Annotated in this window: 17 protein-coding genes; 3 read left to right on the forward strand and 14 right to left on the reverse strand. The window is 49.7% G+C overall.

Annotation, left to right across the window (positions count from 1 at the left end; genetic code table 11):
• Positions 1 to 12: 12 nt before the first annotated feature.
• The 6 genes from ACIFO6_RS06135 to ACIFO6_RS06160 form a co-directional block, all read right to left on the reverse strand.
• A complete protein-coding gene (locus ACIFO6_RS06135; RefSeq protein WP_430039076.1) occupies positions 13 to 816 on the reverse strand; it encodes a pyruvate, water dikinase regulatory protein in 804 nt (267 codons plus the stop codon).
• A 13-nt stretch (positions 817 to 829) separates the two neighbouring features.
• Positions 830 to 1,450, reverse strand: coding sequence for a helix-turn-helix transcriptional regulator (locus tag ACIFO6_RS06140; RefSeq protein WP_430039078.1), 621 nt, complete (start codon positions 1,448 to 1,450; stop codon positions 830 to 832).
• A gap of 239 nt (positions 1,451 to 1,689) precedes the next feature.
• A complete protein-coding gene (locus ACIFO6_RS06145; protein WP_430039080.1) occupies positions 1,690 to 2,901 on the reverse strand; it encodes an ABC transporter permease in 1,212 nt (403 codons plus the stop codon).
• On the reverse strand, positions 2,898 to 3,617 hold the full coding sequence (locus ACIFO6_RS06150) for an ABC transporter ATP-binding protein (RefSeq protein WP_430039082.1): 720 nt from the start codon (positions 3,615 to 3,617) through the stop codon (positions 2,898 to 2,900). Before ACIFO6_RS06150 ends, ACIFO6_RS06145 begins: the two co-directional genes overlap by 4 nt.
• Positions 3,618 to 3,623: 6 nt before the next feature.
• Entirely contained in the window at positions 3,624 to 5,081 is a 1,458-nt protein-coding gene (locus ACIFO6_RS06155) for an efflux RND transporter periplasmic adaptor subunit (RefSeq protein WP_430039084.1), read from the reverse strand.
• 13 nt (positions 5,082 to 5,094) lie between these two features.
• Positions 5,095 to 6,270, reverse strand: coding sequence for a TolC family protein (locus ACIFO6_RS06160; RefSeq protein ID WP_430039086.1), 1,176 nt, complete (start codon positions 6,268 to 6,270; stop codon positions 5,095 to 5,097).
• A 320-nt stretch (positions 6,271 to 6,590) separates the two neighbouring features.
• On the opposite strand from ACIFO6_RS06160, the gene ACIFO6_RS06165 reads away from it, so the two are divergent.
• Positions 6,591 to 6,779, forward strand: coding sequence for a hypothetical protein (locus ACIFO6_RS06165; protein ID WP_430039088.1), 189 nt, complete (start codon positions 6,591 to 6,593; stop codon positions 6,777 to 6,779).
• Positions 6,780 to 6,873: 94 nt separating this feature from the next.
• Here the strand turns inward: ACIFO6_RS06165 and ACIFO6_RS06170 are convergent, their stop codons facing one another.
• Positions 6,874 to 7,200: an MGMT family protein gene (locus ACIFO6_RS06170; protein WP_430039090.1), complete on the reverse strand. Its 327-nt coding sequence runs from the start codon at positions 7,198 to 7,200 to the stop codon at positions 6,874 to 6,876.
• Positions 7,201 to 7,343: 143 nt separating this feature from the next.
• Positions 7,344 to 8,450, reverse strand: coding sequence for a rhamnogalacturonan acetylesterase (locus tag ACIFO6_RS06175; protein WP_430039333.1), 1,107 nt, complete (start codon positions 8,448 to 8,450; stop codon positions 7,344 to 7,346).
• Between the two features lie 443 nt (positions 8,451 to 8,893).
• On the opposite strand from ACIFO6_RS06175, the gene ACIFO6_RS06180 reads away from it, so the two are divergent.
• Together ACIFO6_RS06180 and ACIFO6_RS06185 are read left to right on the forward strand one after the other, a co-directional pair.
• Positions 8,894 to 9,301, forward strand: coding sequence for a CHRD domain-containing protein (locus ACIFO6_RS06180; RefSeq protein WP_430039092.1), 408 nt, complete (start codon positions 8,894 to 8,896; stop codon positions 9,299 to 9,301).
• Positions 9,302 to 9,324: 23 nt separating this feature from the next.
• Positions 9,325 to 9,579 carry a hypothetical protein gene (locus tag ACIFO6_RS06185; protein WP_430039094.1) on the forward strand — a complete coding sequence of 85 codons (255 nt, stop codon included), beginning with the start codon at positions 9,325 to 9,327 and terminating at the stop codon, positions 9,577 to 9,579.
• Here ACIFO6_RS06185 and ACIFO6_RS06190 read toward each other — a convergent pair.
• The 6 genes from ACIFO6_RS06190 to rhaI form a co-directional block, all read right to left on the reverse strand.
• Positions 9,558 to 10,313 carry a LutC/YkgG family protein gene (locus tag ACIFO6_RS06190; protein ID WP_430039096.1) on the reverse strand — a complete coding sequence of 252 codons (756 nt, stop codon included), beginning with the start codon at positions 10,311 to 10,313 and terminating at the stop codon, positions 9,558 to 9,560. The genes ACIFO6_RS06185 and ACIFO6_RS06190 overlap by 22 nt on opposite strands.
• Positions 10,306 to 11,826 (reverse strand): LutB/LldF family L-lactate oxidation iron-sulfur protein, encoded by a 1,521-nt coding sequence (locus ACIFO6_RS06195; protein ID WP_430039098.1) that lies wholly within the window; start codon positions 11,824 to 11,826, stop codon positions 10,306 to 10,308. Before ACIFO6_RS06195 ends, ACIFO6_RS06190 begins: the two co-directional genes overlap by 8 nt.
• Positions 11,823 to 12,551, reverse strand: a complete 729-nt coding sequence (locus ACIFO6_RS06200) for a (Fe-S)-binding protein (RefSeq protein WP_430039100.1) — start codon at positions 12,549 to 12,551, stop codon at positions 11,823 to 11,825. Before ACIFO6_RS06200 ends, ACIFO6_RS06195 begins: the two co-directional genes overlap by 4 nt.
• 237 nt (positions 12,552 to 12,788) lie before the next feature.
• Entirely contained in the window at positions 12,789 to 13,547 is a 759-nt protein-coding gene (locus ACIFO6_RS06205) for a DeoR/GlpR family DNA-binding transcription regulator (RefSeq protein WP_430039335.1), read from the reverse strand.
• 20 nt (positions 13,548 to 13,567) lie between these two features.
• Complete coding sequence (rhaB, locus tag ACIFO6_RS06210; RefSeq protein WP_430039102.1) at positions 13,568 to 15,043, reverse strand: rhamnulokinase; 1,476 nt, start codon at positions 15,041 to 15,043, stop codon at positions 13,568 to 13,570.
• Positions 15,040 to 16,260, reverse strand: a complete 1,221-nt coding sequence (rhaI, locus tag ACIFO6_RS06215) for an L-rhamnose isomerase (protein ID WP_430039104.1) — start codon at positions 16,258 to 16,260, stop codon at positions 15,040 to 15,042. Before rhaI ends, rhaB begins: the two co-directional genes overlap by 4 nt.
• Positions 16,261 to 16,348 lie beyond the last annotated feature (88 nt).

Below are 16,348 nucleotides of genomic sequence, written 5' to 3' on the forward strand. Positions count from 1 at the left end.
TTTTTTATCTATCTATAACATCCTGATAATCAAACCCGCTGTTTCTTCAATCGCTTTATCGGTGACATCAATGATCGGGCAGCCTAATTTCGTAAACAGGGATTGCGCATACGCAATCTCTTCCTCCACCCGCGTCGATGTAGCATATTGCACATTGTTAGGCAGTCCCATCACCTTGAGTCGCTCACTACGTATTTTTAACAGCAACTCCGGCTGGATCGTTAACCCGAACACCCGACCATGCTGTACATCCTGCAACTGTACAGGCGGCGTCAGCTCCGGTACAACGGGAATATTGACCGTTTTATAACCTTTATGCGCGAGAAACATCGACAAAGGAGTTTTGGAAATACGGGATACGCCTAGCAGTACAATATCTGCTTTGAGAATGGCGCTCACATCTTTGCCATCATCATATTGAACCGCAAAATCCATGGCTTCCACACGACGGAAATAATTATCGTCCATCCGATGCAGCAAACCCGGTTTTTCCTTGGGGTCATTATGAAACGTATCGGCAAACGCCTGCATCATCGGGCCCATAATATCGACAGCCCGCACATTCAGCCGGACAGCCTCCTCTTTCATCGCTTCTCTCAATTCCGGCTGTACCAGCGTATAGGCTACAAAACCTTTACGCTCGGCCACCTCTTCCATCACCCGGCTCAGTTCGTCTTCATCTCTTACATTCATAAATCTCTTGATCTCTGTGTCCGGTAGCTCAAATTGGCGCATGGTCGCCTGAACGACAGCTTCCGCCGTCTCGCCAATCGAGTCTGAACAGATCGCTATAAAATGACTGCGCGCCTGAACCATTCGATTCCTCCCATTAATCCTCTGCTACCATATCGAGCAACATTTTGATAATATTCGTTTTCGTAATGCGTCCCACGACCTTCCAGTGTTCCCCTGGTTTGTCGGAGTTGGAAGGGACGACGACAGGCAGACTGTCGATTTGACGGGCAATGATTTTGCGCGCTGCGTCCAATACAGTGTCTTCCGGGGAAACGGTGACGACATTGGCCTGACGAGTCATGACGAGACTGACGGGGATGGTCGCCGCATTCGGATTACCTAACGTAACCTTGAGCAAATCCTTGCGCGAAGCTACTCCTGCCAGATTCCCCTCTTCATCGGTAACGATCAGGTTGCTCACGTTCTCCAGAAAAAGAGCAACCACAGCTTCCTGAATCGTAGTTGTTTCACGTACAATGACTGGAACCCCGTGAAGATCGCCGACCTTCATTTGCATGAGCCGAAATTTTTCTTCCCGGTTCGGCGTGCCCCGTTTTCCGACAAAATAACCAACCTTGGGCTTCGCATCTATATAATTCAGAATGCCCAGCTTGGATAGGTCGGTCCGAATGGTCGCCTTGCTGAGATTGAGCATTTCCGCAATCTGATCACCGGTAATCGGGGCATGCTTTTGTACGATGTTTAAAATTTCCACTTGTCTTGCCGTAAGGTCGATGATGAACGCCCCTCCTTTTTTTTCCTTGCTACCTGATATTGAATATAATACGTCATATATAATTATAAATCAACCTATAAAAGCATATAAAACATCACATATATAAAATTAAAGCGGTTATTGATGGTTTTTCATCGTTTAAAGCGCTTATTCCACACCCAAAAAAGCGGATACTTCACGCCTCACTCTCTTTCGAGTAAGTCGGAGTATCCGCTCCCTTATTCGTATCTTAAAGCATCAATCGGACGCAGCTTGGACGCCTTTCGCGCAGGGTACACTCCAAACAGCACACCAATTCCCATGCAGCACAGAAAAGAGTACAGCACCGGTTCCATCGTATACACAATCGGCATATGGACAAATTTCTCCAGCAGCTTCGCCCCCCCAAGACCCGCCATAACGCCAACCAGTCCGCCCATCAGACTAAGAAAAACAGCCTCAGCCAGAAATTGCAGCATAATGTCACTGCGCTGCGCACCAATCGCCTTGCGAATCCCGATCTCCCTCGTCCGTTCCGTGACGGACACCAGCATAATATTCATGATGCCAATGCCCCCAACACCGAGCGCAATCGCAGCAACGCCGAGCAACAGCATATTCATAACCCTGTCTACACCTGAGACCGTTTTTAGAATCTCCGTCTGGGTCATGATCTGAAAATCATCGCCCTCTGTTGGCTTCAGCTCATGCCGGGCACGCAGCACCTGGCGGATTTCAGCACTCGCTTGGTCAATCTTCTCCTCCGTTGTTGCAGAAGCATTCACCTGCTGAATGCTCATATTTCCCAGCCGTTCCATCCCTGTTGTAATCGGTACATATACCTGCTGCCCGCTGTTACTCATATTGGAATTGGAATTCGTCAGTACCCCGACCACCTTAAAAGGAAGCTGCTTGATCATGATCGTTTCCCCCACCGCCCTGGAGGCATCCGGACCAAAAATATTACGGGCTGCATCGCTCCCTAGCACCACGACATTCAGTCTCTTTTCCACCTCATAGTGGGTAAAAGACCTGCCCTGAGCGAGCGACAGCTTTCTCACATGCACGAAAGCCAGCGAGGTCCCCTCAATCTGCCCGCTGACCTTATTGCGGCTCCACGTAATATCCGCATTGGTCATGGCGCTTGGAGCTACCTCGGCGACGGCTTTTTGCTGCTCTAGCGCAGCGATATCCTCCAGAGATATTCCTTTCGTCTGACTGAACGACATGGAGTTGGACCCATCATATGGGGCATAAGGATAAATCATGAGCAGATTATTCCCCATACTGTTAATCTGCGACGTAATCGTAGCCGTCGAGCCTTTACCGATGGCTACAATCGCAATTACAGCAGCCACACCAATAATAATACCCAGCATGGTCAGCAAGGAGCGCAGCATATTGGTTCGCAAGCTGTTGAGCGAGACCCGGATTATTTCCCGAAATTTCATGCCTTCACTTCCTCTGCCGCCATTCTTCGGTTCCCAACAGGCTGGTCCTCTTCAATCCGTCCATCGCGAAAATGAATCAGACGCTTGGCGTATTCCGCAATTTCCTGATCATGCGTAACGAGCACAACCGTTTTACCCTGATCGTTCAGACGTTGGAAAATCTCCATAATTTCAACGCTCGTTTTGGAGTCCAGTGCGCCTGTCGGCTCATCCGCCAAAAGAATGACCGGATTGTTCACAAGTGCGCGCGCTATGGATACCCGCTGCTGCTGACCGCCTGACAGCTCATTCGGCTTGTTATTCATCCGATCGCCCAGTCCCACACTGGTCAGCGCCTCAATGGCCCGCAAGCGCCGCTCCTTGGCTGATACGCCTGCATAAATCATCGGCAGCTCTACGTTCTCCAAAGCTGTGGCCCGCGGCAGCAAATGAAATTTTTGAAATACAAATCCGATTTTCTGATTACGGATAATAGCCAGCTCATCCTCACGAGCATCCAGTATGGAATAACCGTCCAAATAAAATTGTCCCGAAGTAGGCAGATCCAGACAGCCGATGACATTCATCATCGTGGACTTGCCTGATCCAGACGGGCCCATGATTGCCACAAAATCACCGTCAGCAATGCTGAGCTGCACATCACGCAGGGCATGAATTTCCTGATCCCCAACCTGGTACACCTTTTTCATATCCTCAATTTGAATGACATGTCTCATCCCCGTTTAAAAGCCTCCTTGCATGCCACCCATATTGGAAGGGTCTGGCGGTGCTTCAGGAGCAGGCATAACAATCGTATCGCCCTCCTTCACACCTGACTTGAGTTCAACCCGATCTGGCGTGTAAAATCCGAGCTCTACGGGCTTGAACGTGCGCGCCCCTGAATTTGACGGATTGGAAGCAAGATAGACGCCGTCCTGTCCGCCTTCCGATCTCAGCGCAATCGCTGGCACAAACAGCACATTTTTGTGTACTCCCAAAATAACAGACACATTCATAATCATACCGGTTTTCAGCTTGCCCTTCGGGTCATGAACGGACAGCTCCATCAGATAAGTCGTCATCCCTTCATCTGAGGATGCTTCCGGTGAAACGAATTGCACCTTGCCCGGGAACGACTCACCCGGGTAAGCATTGGTGGATAACACGGCTGAAAGTCCTTTTTTCACCTTTACAATATCGTTCTGACTGATTTTTGCGCCAATCTTGAGATTGTTGGAGTCCGAGTTATTCATGACGATAAAAGGTGCCGTTGGACTGGTTCCGACATCCCCATTCACCTTTAAAATGACTCCGTCCCACGGTGCCGTGACCTGCAGCTTGTTCAGGTCATTTTTTTTCTGCTCCAGATCAATGGCCATTCTTCTAACCTCAATCCGTGCGGATTGGATATTGGAGGCATCGGCTGGAACCTCTGTTTTCCGAAGCTCAGCCATAGCCGATCTATAGCCGATTTCAGCCTCTGCGATGGCATGGCGCTTTTGCGACATGATTTTGCGGAATTGTAAATCCAGACCGTCATAATCCGTCTGTGCCTTATCCAATGCTTGCTCTGCCTGCTCCATTTCACTGTTGGACACCGCTCCGGCATCATGTAAAAACTTTTGATCTTCATATGCCTTTCGCGCCTGCTCCAACTGCTTTTTGGAGGCCTTCTTCTGACTTTCCGCTTCTTCCAGCTCAAAGGATTCCTGCGCTGTATCGACCGCCATTTTGGCCCGAAGCACGTTCGTCTTCTGAATTTCAATATCCTCCGCCTTCGGCCCCTTCTCCAATTCAGCCAGCTTGGATTTGGATATTTCCAAACTATCGGATGCGCTCTGGATTTGCATCTTTATTTCAGAACTGTCCAGAAGAGCCAGGACTTGTCCTTTTTTCACCTTGTCTCCGGCCTTCACATTTACCGCCGCCAGCTTATTTTCGCCTGTACTTGTGAAATTCAGTTTTACTTCCTTGGAAGCCTGCACGGTACCAGACGTATCCAGCTTCTCGCTCACATCCCCGCGTTCCACTTTAAGCGTCTCGTCCTGAGCCAATGGTACAGCCTGCTCTTTGGGCAGCTTCCAATATACTGCTGTTCCACCCCCGCCTATGACCAGCAGCACAACCATGGTCCAGATCCACTTTTTTCTCCGTTTTCTTCGTAACTTTAATAAGGCATCGTTTAAAACCGTTTCTGCCAACTTCGTTTCCTCCCTATGTGCTCCATGGTTTGCTCAACGTATATTCATTCTGACTCAGCTCAATGGCCAGCTCTTCCATTTGCCGTTCAATCTGGTCCACCTTCAACTGGCTATTTTTCAGCTCCAGCTCGATAATTAAGCCTCTGGCCCACTTTTTGCGGGACAGCTCCAGCCCCTCTTTCGCTGTGCGCAGACTTTCTTCCAGCTGAACGTATTTTTTTTGGTTTTCCTTAACCGTGGCATATAAATTGCGGAGCGATTCGGCAAAATCCTTTTGTCCCTTACCCAGCTCCTCCTTGGCTGTATCCACGTCCATTTTGGCCAGATCGTAAGCACCTGCGCCGCTGTTAAAATCGAAATATCTCACATTGAGCTCCGAAGTCTTGATGCTATCCTCCAGCTTCCACAAGTTCGGATTCATATCCATCAGCTGTTGTATATGTATTTCGATATCCAGCTTCTTCGGTTCCTTGTATACGGGTCGATCCACCATTTCATAGGCTGTCCCGTTAGGCTGGCCCATCAGAAAATTCAGAGCGTCACGCGATTTTTGCAGCGCAATTTCCCCCTGCTCGACCGCTTGCTCCGCCTGGCTTCTGGCCTGTGTACTCTCGTTTTTCGCATACTCAGACAGCTTGCCGCGCTCAAATTTGGCGAGTGCAATCTTTTCCTCCGCTCGAGCAATTTCAAGCGCTCCCAAATCATTTTTCACCTGATTCTCTGCCATAAACACGCTTTGGTAGCTTTTCATCACGTTAAAATAAATTTGATCCTTGGCAAACTGCGCCTGCTTTTTGCTGGCTAGATAGGATAACGTCGAAGAGTTATAATTTCTCCAGGATGACTCATCACCAACATATTCACCATCTATAAAATCGACGAATGCATTGCCCACATCCTTTTCCGCATTTTTAAGTTCCATTCTTCGACGCTCCACATCACGCTCAGCAGTACGCGTGTTGTAGCTATTCGTTTGTGCCCATTCCTCGGCCTGCTTGAGCGTTAATGGAGATAAAGCCTGACCCGTTATGGAGGCGGTCTTCGATGTAATCGCAGCAGACGAGGTTCCTGATATACTTGCTGACGTATTTCCTGTTGTGCCTCCTGCTGCACTGTCAGCCTGAACGGTGGAAATTAAGCCTGACGACATCGTCAATACGAGCAGCGTGGCAGCCGCTTTATTCTTCATAGGATGAATCTCTCCCCTTTCGGTGCAGTCTTTCGAATTATTTTCATAGATTTCGACATAAAATTCCACAGTCTATCCGCCACCTAATTGTACTTTCAGGTGAATGTTGGTACAAGGTGTCAAACCGATACATTTTTGTAACCTTTATTTCGGGTTTGTCGATTCAAGCCGTTCTCTTGCAAACCAGCTATAAAATGAACCTGTTTTTACCTGAACTTTACCTAAATTTCAGCTAATTTTAAGGAAACTAACAGTATCTATTAAGGTTAGGAGCATATACTAGAGAAAGAATAACAGCCGCTCACTGGGAGGGTTAATAGATGATAAAAGAATCTCGCATGACAACTACGAACGAACCGTCTGATTTGTGGATGACCCGATTTTTACGTGAATCCGAACAGCAAAAGAAGCAACTGATCGGGGAAGCCCGGAAAAATAACGATATACCGCTTATAAACAGTATTTCTTTCCACCTTGCCCAACGGAATCAGCAGCATCTGATCAGTTAGGGATGATTTTAATAGAGATGTATCTCACTTCTAACCTAAAATGCCGATCAACGTCGCTTTGGATGCGTACGTGATCGGCATTTTCAGATTGCTTCTATTCTTCTTCTATCACCGCTTGAGAATCATGCAGGTATTTTTCCAGTGAAATTCGTCCGTTCTTCATAAACGATATACCCTCAGATTCCAAAAGCAGCCTTTGTAGAGAAGCTCCTTCATCGTCCTGTAGCGCAATTTCTCCCAATCGGTTTACGACCCTGTGCCAGGGCAAGCGGTGCTTGCTGCTCAGCGTATGCAAAATACGCACCACCTGACGCGCCCCTCTCGGACTGCCTGCTTCCGCTGCAATTTGTCCATAGGTCATGATGTTCCCCTCAGGGATGAGCTGGATTATTTTTAATACACGAGCTGTAAAAGGCTGCATGTGATCGTCGGATCTCCTTTCCCCTATCCGTAAACTGTGGTCTTCACGTCTCAAAACAGTGCTGACACCAGACAACAAAACCATTCCGGCTCTCGTGCTGTTTTTCTACCATTATAGCACCCACAGTCTTCAGTTGGCGAAGGCTAGAATCCGCTTAGACCCTGCCTTTTTAAATCCTTGGCTACTAGACGTGCCAGTTCCTTTGCTCCCGCAACATTCGGATGCAGCGTATCACCATTCATATACAGGGCGAGTGTGGCTTGCGGACCAATGGAGGTAAAATAAGCTGAGCTAAGGACGTTCAGATCGACCAAAGGCGTTTGTTCCTCTTGCGCTAGCGCTAAAATAGTGCCTCTATACCATCTATTTTCAGCGGTGTGTACATGATTCGCGTTAAAATCAGTGGCTCGCCCCTGCGGTGTTGAAAGGATTACGGTTGCCCCTTTGGCCTTGACCTGTCGGATCATATCCCGCATCCAGTCCTTAAACTCCGCTTCGCTTTCGTTATGCTTCGGGTTGGTGTCATTAATGCCCAACTGGAGAATGAAATAATCCCCTGGCTTAATGTATTTGACGGTCGCCTCTAACTGACCGTCCTGATGGAAGCCCCTTGCAATTTGCCCCCCTGACGCCATGTTACGGATCTGGAATGTATTAGTATTTACGAATTGCGACAATAGCTGACCCCATCCCGCCTGCACGCTGCTATCCAGTGGATAGTAATTGCAAACGGTAGAATCGCCGCCGATGTAAATCGTCCGATTCGTAACGGGGTTATTAGACAATCGCCTGATTTCCAATGCACTTATTGCAAAAGAGGTTCCCTCTTTACCTTCTGTAATCAGCAAATTCAATTGTCCGTCCGTCACGGGAATTTGAAAACGATCCTTTGCCCCGTCGCCCGTCATGTTGATAACCTGATATACTCCCTCGGCGGCAACGCTCGCTCGGGTTGTATTCCCTAACGTGACCAACACCTCATATAGCCCTGGGGCAAGATCCACATCAAATGTATTTTCGCTTTTCGTACCAGTGGTCAGAAACCGTACCGCATCACTGGCGACGCCAGTACCCGATGCTCCCACATTACGTACGTTCTCGGGTGTACGAAATCCATAACCGCGCGTTGCATCGTATCGCAGGGATGCACTCACGCCAGTATAGCCTGATTCCACTGGCCCCGTGCCAAAATCAAATTTGTAATCACCAGCCGCTCCATACGCAGGTGTTGTCCCATTCAAGCCCGGCATACTACATAATAAAGCGACCAAAAGCATGCTGGTCATTCCTTTCATCCACTTCATATCATCATTCCTCCTCCAAAATGTAGAATAGTCCAAGAGCCTTTCGATATTTGTAAGCGCATACAAAAAATTATATTCATTTACTTCATAGATACAGATTTGTACCCATTGGATTTCTAGGCAGGCGAAGACTTACTTATTCATCCGATCCCTCCTTTCAAATAAATCACACTCTTAAACATTATAGAATAAATGGTTATATTATGTAAATGAACATTTCACATAAATCCCAAGAGCGATTTCAAATCAGCAATATATAGATTAAAACGGTCTAGTTTGTCTATATATTGTTACTAAAAACACACAACTTTCTCTTTACAGGCAAAAGTACAGCCCTTTCCCTGGCCCCATGAATACACTAAACCAACACTGGGAAAAGGAGCGATGTAATGTCTACGTTTAAAGCGACTTTAAGGGGGAGTCATGAAGTACCTCCTGTCAAAACAAATGCCACAGGAAATGCGGAGTTTCATTACCATAAGGATCGCCAGCAATTAAAATTCGAGCTTATCCTGCGCAACATTTCGCGAGTAACTAAAGCAGATATTCATCTGGGACGCAGGGGTGAAAATGGCCCAGTCGTAGCTGTCTTGTTCGGCCCCTCCAAATTCGGAATTACGGTCAAAAGAGGCGTTGTCAGCGGTGTGCTGCGTGCATGTGACCTCGTCGGTCCACTCAGAGGCAGAACCATTTATGACTTAGTTTGCCAGCTCAGAGAAGGCAATGCTTATGTTAATGTTCATACCGTCCGGCATCCAAATGGAGCCATTCGCGGACAGATCAGGCGTTGCAAGTAACTACCGTATGAAGAAAATTAAATATGAAAAAGAACTTTCATAGCCATCTTGAAGTGCCAATTATGCACCTTTCATGTGGAGTGAAAGTTCTTTTTTTTCCTTTCCCCATTAGTTCTCAACAAAAGTTAAGAACTAATGGGGAAAGTTCATACAAGATTACAAAAAGCATTACCGAGCTGCACAATGGCAGCATTTCGGTTCGAAGCAGCCGCAGGCAGATGGATTTTGAAACTCGCTTCCCACTCTATCATGCTCGTCAACCAATTAACAACGTATAAACGATACCGGGTCCGTGTACGCCAATGGTCAAATCATTTTCAATATCCGAGGAACGGCTGGGTCCGGTAATAAAATGAATACCTGCGGGCAGTTGCTCACGTCCGACTTCGTCAAAGCGGCTTAAAATTTCGCCCAGTCGCGTTCGCAGACGCTCCAGCGGAAGGAGAATAATCAGCACGGTCGGCAGCAGACTGACCGAGCGGCCCTTCTCCGGTGAGGATAGCACCGCCACCGATCCGGTGTAGGCAGCGGCCTCGTCGGCTATGACGATGCCGATATCCGCCTCAGCGGCGCGGGCCTTCCAGTCCTCGACTGGATCGGTGTTCCACACCGATAGACGGACTTCCGGCAGCGCCGCTTCCAGCTGGAGCGCATCCAGGTCCGGCTCATTCTGCCGGACGATATAGGCCGCTCCCAGCTCACGCGCCTTGCGCGCGATCCAGTCTGCCGTCTGCTCCAGATCCGGCAGACGCACGACATGCCCGCCAACACTTGTAAAGTTGGCGGTGAACTCTTCGATGCGCTGCTCCGCGTTCCATTCGAATTCGTGCCAAAATGCAGGTGCGCCGCGAAACGGCTGCACGGGCGGCTCCGTCTGTCGTGGACGCTTGAGCTTCGTTGCAATGCTATCCATAAAGCGCTCCTGCTTGGCGCGGGATTCGGCTTCCATTTGATGCAGCCACGCTTCATGGCCCGCCTTTGCTTGCACAGGAGGTCTATTCTGTTCACTCATGCTGCCCGCCTCCTCTACTTCTATCTTCCAAAATCGTCTCCATTCGGCTGCGAACGTCAGGCTGCATCACGTTACGTTCCTGCTCCAGCTCACGTTCCAGTGTGTTCCATTGCTGACGGAAGGACTTTTTCGCCAGAGAAGGAGTCACGCGGTACGTATTCCAGCCCTTTAGCGGGCCGAGCTTCAGCGTAATTTCTCCCTTACGGACGACCACCCTCTGGGCAATTTGCCCAAGTCGAATCGCCGCTGCGAATCGCTTCGAGCTGGAAACAACGGTCGCAAAGCCCTTCATTCCTGCCGCTTCCAGCTTATCTCCTTGCCCGGCCTCCACCTTGCGTCTGCGCAAATAGACCAGCATATCATGCAACGGTATTTTGACCGGACAGGCTTCATAGCACGCACCACACAGACTGGACGCACTTGCTATATCGTTCCACTCTTCGATGTTGCCATGCAAAGCAGGCGTAAGTACCGCACCGATAGGTCCGCTATAGGTCCCGCCATACGCATGTCCGCCAATGTGGCGATAAACCGGACAGGCATTCAGGCAAGCTCCGCAACGAATGCAGTTCAGAAGCTCTTGAAACTCGGGATCACCCAACTGAAGTGAACGTCCGTTATCTACGATGATGATGTGCATTTCCTCCGGTCCATCGGCATCCTGGCTGCGCCTCGGGCCTGAAATACCGGACATATACATCGTCAGCTTCTGACCGGTAGCGGAGCGTGGCAGCAATGTAGCCATGACCTCCAGATCCGCCCAGGATGGAATAATCCGTTCCATACCCATCAGCGTAATTTGCGTTTTGGGCAAAGTGGATACCATCCGCGCATTGCCTTCATTTTCAAACAGTACCATGGAACCCGTCTCTGCGATGGCAAAATTACAGCCAGTCATTCCGATATCTGCCTCCAGAAACTTTTCACGCAGCTTCTTGCGGACAAAACCAGCCAAAATCGTCGTATCCGCAGACAGTTCCTCCCCCGCTTCTTTGGACAGCAGTTCGGCAATCTGATAGCGGTTTTTGTGAATCGCCGGAATGACGATATGGGATGGAGCCTCGCCTGCAAGCTGAATAATATACTCACCAAGATCGCTTTCAATCGTCTCGATATTCACACCCTCCAGCGCCTGATTCAAGTGCAGCTCCTCCGACACCATCGACTTGGATTTAACAACAGACCGGGCCTGATTGTGGGCAGCAATATCCAGCGTAATTCGTACGGCATCTGCGGCTGTATCGGCAAAATGGATATGCACCCCGTTGGCCCGGGCATTGTCCACAAACAGGTTCAGATAATAGTCCAGATAGGCAATGGTATGCAGCCGAATTTGGCGGCCCCGCTCACGCCATTCCTCCCAATTTCCATGCTGCTCTGAAGCCGCCTTCTTCCCGTTGCGCAAACGCTCGGTTGTGAAACGAACCGCATTCCGTAAAAAATCGTCATTCAGGGCCAGCTCGGCGCGTTTTTTGACCTTTTGGCTCATCGAATGTGAATGTACAGCGGTCATGCGTGCTTCACCCCTTCATACAGCAGCTCGGCCAGATGCATAACCCGAACCGGCTCCTCCCGATACCGGAGATTTCCCGCAATGTTCATCAGGCAGGCCATATCCAGTCCAACCAGCACCTCGGCCTCCGTCTCCCTGACATGATCCACCTTTTCCGTCACCATGGCTCCCGAAATATCCGACATTTTCACCGCAAAAGTACCACCAAAGCCACAGCAATCCTCGGCAAAAGGAAGCGGCACCAGCTGCAAGTCCTTTACACTGCCAAGTAGCTGCATCGGCTCCTCCTTCACGCCCAACAAACGGGTACCGTGGCAGGACGGATGGTAGGTTACCGTATGCGGAAAAGACGCGCCCACATCGGTCACGCCAAGCACCTTTACCATAAATTGCGTAAACTCATACGTCTTTTGCTCCAGTCGCCGCGCTGAGTCCAGCCATTCCGGCTCATCCTTGAACAACTCCGGGTAATGATGAATCATATAAGTGCAGGAACCGGAGGGCGATACAACAAAGTCGCTGTCGTCAAACGCTTTCAAAATCGTTTTCGCCGCTGCCCTCGTTTCATCCCAATAGCCGCTGTTATAGGACGGCTGTCCGCAGCATGTCTGCACCTTTGGAAAATGTAGCTCGACACCATATCTGGCAAGCAAGCGTGCCATCGCTTCCCCCACCTTGGGATAAATCGCATCACTCAGGCAGGTAATAAATAAAGACACCTTCATACGAGACACCCCTTCATTCCATGGAATAGATATTTATATGAATGGTAAATAATTTCTATATTATACATAATTAAATAGTCACTTTTGATACCACTGCGCAGTCGGATGGTGCTTTCCATCGCAAGCGGGATTCTCACCTATACATGTTTTGTATCATCAGAGAATCCCGCTGCAACAGCGATCGTAAGATCAAATGAAACGCAGAGCGACCTCCACCTCGGCAACTAACTACCCGCTTTATACAAAGGTAACCGAAATCGACAGCTCTGCTAATTGACTACGAATTGGGTCCGACAACCGCGCATCCGTAATGATTTCGGATACCTGAGACAGCTTCACGACATGCGTGAATGCCTGCTGCCCAAATTTGCTCGCATCTGCCAGTAAAATCACGCGGTCTGCAATACTGACCATTTTTTGCTTCAAACGGGCTTGCAGCTCATTCGATTCACTAATGCCCCGATCCAGATGGACCCCCTGGCTGGAGAAAAACAATTTATCCACATAATACGATTCCAACGAGCGCTCCGCTAGCGGACCAGCGAATGACAATGAGCGCTGTAGCAACTGTCCTCCGGTGGAAATGACCTCGATTTTTTCCTTACCCGCCAGCTCTGTTGCTACACGGATCGAATTCGTCAATATCGTCAACGGAATATCCGGCAGAATCGACGCCATATACCAAGCCGTTGTACTGGCATCCAGCAAAATACGATCATGCGGCTGAATCTGCTTGACCGCTTCCTCGGCAATACGACGTTTTTCCTCTGCGTTCATAATTTCCCGTACCGCATACGGCGTTTCGGGCTGCTCGTTTTTGACGCTAACCGCTCCCCCATGCGAACGGCGCAACCGTCCCGCCTGCTCCAGACGGTCCAGATCGCGGCGGATCGTTTCCTCCGTGACTTTGCACAGCTCACTCAACTCCGACACACGGATGCTTCCTTTTTCATTGACGAGCTGAACGATCATCTCATATCTTTCTGCGACCAGCATGGCAATCTCACTCCACATCTTTAATGTACAAAAAGTCCCGCCACACGCCGGAATCGTCCATAGGCATCCTCCCACGCTTCCGACTCGGCAGGTTCATATACCTCTACGGAAATAGAATCCGCGATGACCCGGCGTGCTTCCCATATATCGGCGAACTTTCCCTGTGCCATCCATTGTACCGCAAGATTGCCGATTGCGCTTGCTTCTGCGGGTCCAGCCCACACGGGTTTTTGAATCGAATTGGCCGTCCATTGGCACAACAGCCGATTTTGAATTCCCCCACCGACCATATGCAGCCCGTTAAACCGTTGTCCTGACACCCGTTCCGTAAGCTCCAAAACGTAACGGTACTTCAACGCCAGACTTTCCAAAATACAGCGTGTGACCTCCCCCGGTGTCTCCGGTAAAGGCTGCCCGGTATTACGGCAATATTGGCGTATGCGTGTTTTCATATCTCCGGCATGTAGAAACAGTTCATCGTCCGGGTCGATCCATGAAGCAAACGCCGGAGCCTGCTCCGCCATGTGTACCAGCTCGGGGAAAGAATAGGAGGTTCCTTGACGCTCCCACTCTCTGCGTGCCTCCTGTAAAATCCACAAGCCCATAATATTTTTAAGCAGCCTGTAGGTTCGGCCCACCCCGCCTTCGTTCGTAAAATTAAATCTCAGCGTATCCTCGTTGATCACGGGCTGCGGGGTTTCCGTTCCCATCAGGGACCACGTTCCGCAGCTTAAATAGGCAAATGATCGCTCCAGCGCAGGCACCGCCGCCACAGCCGATCCCGTATCATGCTCCGCTACCGCAATGACAGGAATCGCCCCGATGCCCAGATCAGTCATGACCGAGGAACGGATCGTACCGGCGGCACTTCCCGGCTCCAGTACCTTTCCAAACCAAGAATGGGGAATATCAATACTAGACAACAGCTCATGATCCCATGCCTGCAGCAACGGATTATACAGTTGGGTGCTGGTCGCATTGGAAAACTCATTGTGCATTTCACCCGTTAGAAAATACCGCAGCAAATCAGGGATCATCAAGAAATGCTGTGCCTGCTCCAGCAGCGGCGATTTTGCTTTTCGCATAGCAGACAGCTGATACATCGTGTTAAACGTCAAAAACTGAATGCCTGTGCGCTGAAAAATAAACTCTTTTCCCAGTTGGACCTGTACTTCCTCCATCACCCCGTGGGTATGCCAATCCCGATAATGATAAGGGTTACCCAGCAATTCTCCGGCTTCTCCAATCAGTCCAAAATCGACCGCCCAGGAATCAATCGCCAGACTGGACGGAGTTACTCCCATGTGCTTGGCTTTGAGCAGCCCTTGTTGAACCTCGTGATACAGACGCAAAATATCCCAGTGCAGACGTTCCCCGAGCTTGACCGGATCATTCGAAAAGCGATGAATTTCCTCCACCTCTATACGTGAATCCGTCAATCGACCGAGCAGAACCCTGCCGCTGCTTGCCCCCAAATCATATGCGAGGATGCTCACCAGCTAGCACCACCCTTGCCCCTTTGCAAAATCTGCGTGCCATAGTCAGACGCTAAATAGGCTTTCATCGGATCAACGGGTAGTCCTTGCTCCTCACGTAGTGCCTTGAGCAAGGGTGCAACGTCGAACTCAAACGCTTTACGCACAGCATCCTCCGCACCCAGCACATCCTGACGGTTCGCCGCTTCCTCCACCTCTGCATGATTGATCAGCAACGCCTTCGCATATTGAGTCTGCACATTCAGCACCGAGCGAATCATCGCCGGGATTTTTTGTTCAATATTGTGCGACTGATCGATCAAATAAGCAATTTTGTCCACCGTGTGTCGGATATCCGTATCCACATCCTGAGCCGCATTTAAAATTTGATAAAAAATCAAGAACAGCTCGTACGGATTCGCGGAGCCCACGATGAGATCATCATCCGCATATTTGTAGCTATTAAAATGAAAACCGCCCAGTCGCTTCTCATCAATTAAAAATGCCACAATATGCTCCACGTTGGCTCCCGGCAGATGATGCCCTGTATCCACAAGCACCTGCGCCTGCGGTCCCAGCTTGGTCGCATAATTGTACGCCATGCCCCAATCGGCAATATCCGTATGATAAAAGGCTGGCTCGAACGCCTTGTATTCAATCAGCATGCGCATGTCAGGCGTGAGCGCCTTATACATTTCGCTGAGTGCTTCCAGCATCCAATTTTTCCGTTTGCGGATGTCTCCCTGACCCGGATAGTTTGTTCCGTCTGCAAACCACAGGCTAAAATCATTGGAGCCCGTTTCCTTCGCAATGTCCACGCATTCCAGCAGGTGGTTTATTGCCTTGCGGCGGATGGCCGGGTCTACATTGGTGACGCTGCCGAGCATGTAATCCTCATCCTGAAACAGATTCGGGTTAACCGCCCCAAGCTGTAGTCCCAGACTTTCAGCATGGCTGCGGAGCTTGCCGTAATGATCCACCTTATCCCATGGAATATGAATGGCGACCGATGGACACAATCCCGTTACGGCATGAACCTGTGCAGCATCCTCCAGCTTTTCGAACGGATCACGCGGCACGCCTGTTTTTTGAAAGACTTTAAACCGTGTACCTGAGTCGCCATAGCCCCAGGACGGGGTTTCTATGCTAAGCGCTTTCAGTTTTGTTTTTACTTGCTCCAGGTCAATGCCCCTTTGTTGCTGCTGTTCCTCGAATAAGGCGTACGCTTTGTCGCTCATCGTGATTCCTCCTTGGAAAATGAAGTGAGTTATGGGGAGGCCGCTTCGCGGATGGATCATTCTTCCGATCGCTGTTGCAAAGGCGAAC

It is taken from the genome of Paenibacillus sp. NRS-1781 (assembly GCF_050467745.1).
Lineage (GTDB): Bacteria > Bacillota > Bacilli > Paenibacillales > Paenibacillaceae > Paenibacillus > Paenibacillus terrae_A.

Bases quoted from the DNA above. Each gene is read 5' to 3' on its own strand.
- ACIFO6_RS06135 (WP_430039076.1), bottom strand. From the start codon at position 816: ATGGTTCAGGCGCGCAGTCATTTTATAGCGATCTGTTCAGACTCGATT.
- ACIFO6_RS06145 (WP_430039080.1), bottom strand. From the start codon at position 2,901: ATGAAATTTCGGGAAATAATCCGGGTCTCGCTCAACAGCTTGCGAACC.
- ACIFO6_RS06150 (WP_430039082.1), bottom strand. From the start codon at position 3,617: ATGAGACATGTCATTCAAATTGAGGATATGAAAAAGGTGTACCAGGTT.
- ACIFO6_RS06160 (WP_430039086.1), bottom strand. From the start codon at position 6,270: ATGAAGAATAAAGCGGCTGCCACGCTGCTCGTATTGACGATGTCGTCA.
- ACIFO6_RS06165 (WP_430039088.1), top strand. From the start codon at position 6,591: ATGATAAAAGAATCTCGCATGACAACTACGAACGAACCGTCTGATTTG.
- ACIFO6_RS06170 (WP_430039090.1), bottom strand. From the start codon at position 7,200: ATGCAGCCTTTTACAGCTCGTGTATTAAAAATAATCCAGCTCATCCCT.
- ACIFO6_RS06175 (WP_430039333.1), bottom strand. From the start codon at position 8,450: ATGCCGGGCTTGAATGGGACAACACCTGCGTATGGAGCGGCTGGTGAT.
- ACIFO6_RS06180 (WP_430039092.1), top strand. From the start codon at position 8,894: ATGTCTACGTTTAAAGCGACTTTAAGGGGGAGTCATGAAGTACCTCCT.
- ACIFO6_RS06185 (WP_430039094.1), top strand. From the start codon at position 9,325: ATGAAAAAGAACTTTCATAGCCATCTTGAAGTGCCAATTATGCACCTT.
- ACIFO6_RS06190 (WP_430039096.1), bottom strand. From the start codon at position 10,313: ATGAGTGAACAGAATAGACCTCCTGTGCAAGCAAAGGCGGGCCATGAA.
- ACIFO6_RS06195 (WP_430039098.1), bottom strand. From the start codon at position 11,826: ATGACCGCTGTACATTCACATTCGATGAGCCAAAAGGTCAAAAAACGC.
- ACIFO6_RS06200 (WP_430039100.1), bottom strand. From the start codon at position 12,551: ATGAAGGTGTCTTTATTTATTACCTGCCTGAGTGATGCGATTTATCCC.
- ACIFO6_RS06205 (WP_430039335.1), bottom strand. From the start codon at position 13,547: ATGCTGGTCGCAGAAAGATATGAGATGATCGTTCAGCTCGTCAATGAA.
- rhaI (WP_430039104.1), bottom strand. From the start codon at position 16,260: ATGAGCGACAAAGCGTACGCCTTATTCGAGGAACAGCAGCAACAAAGG.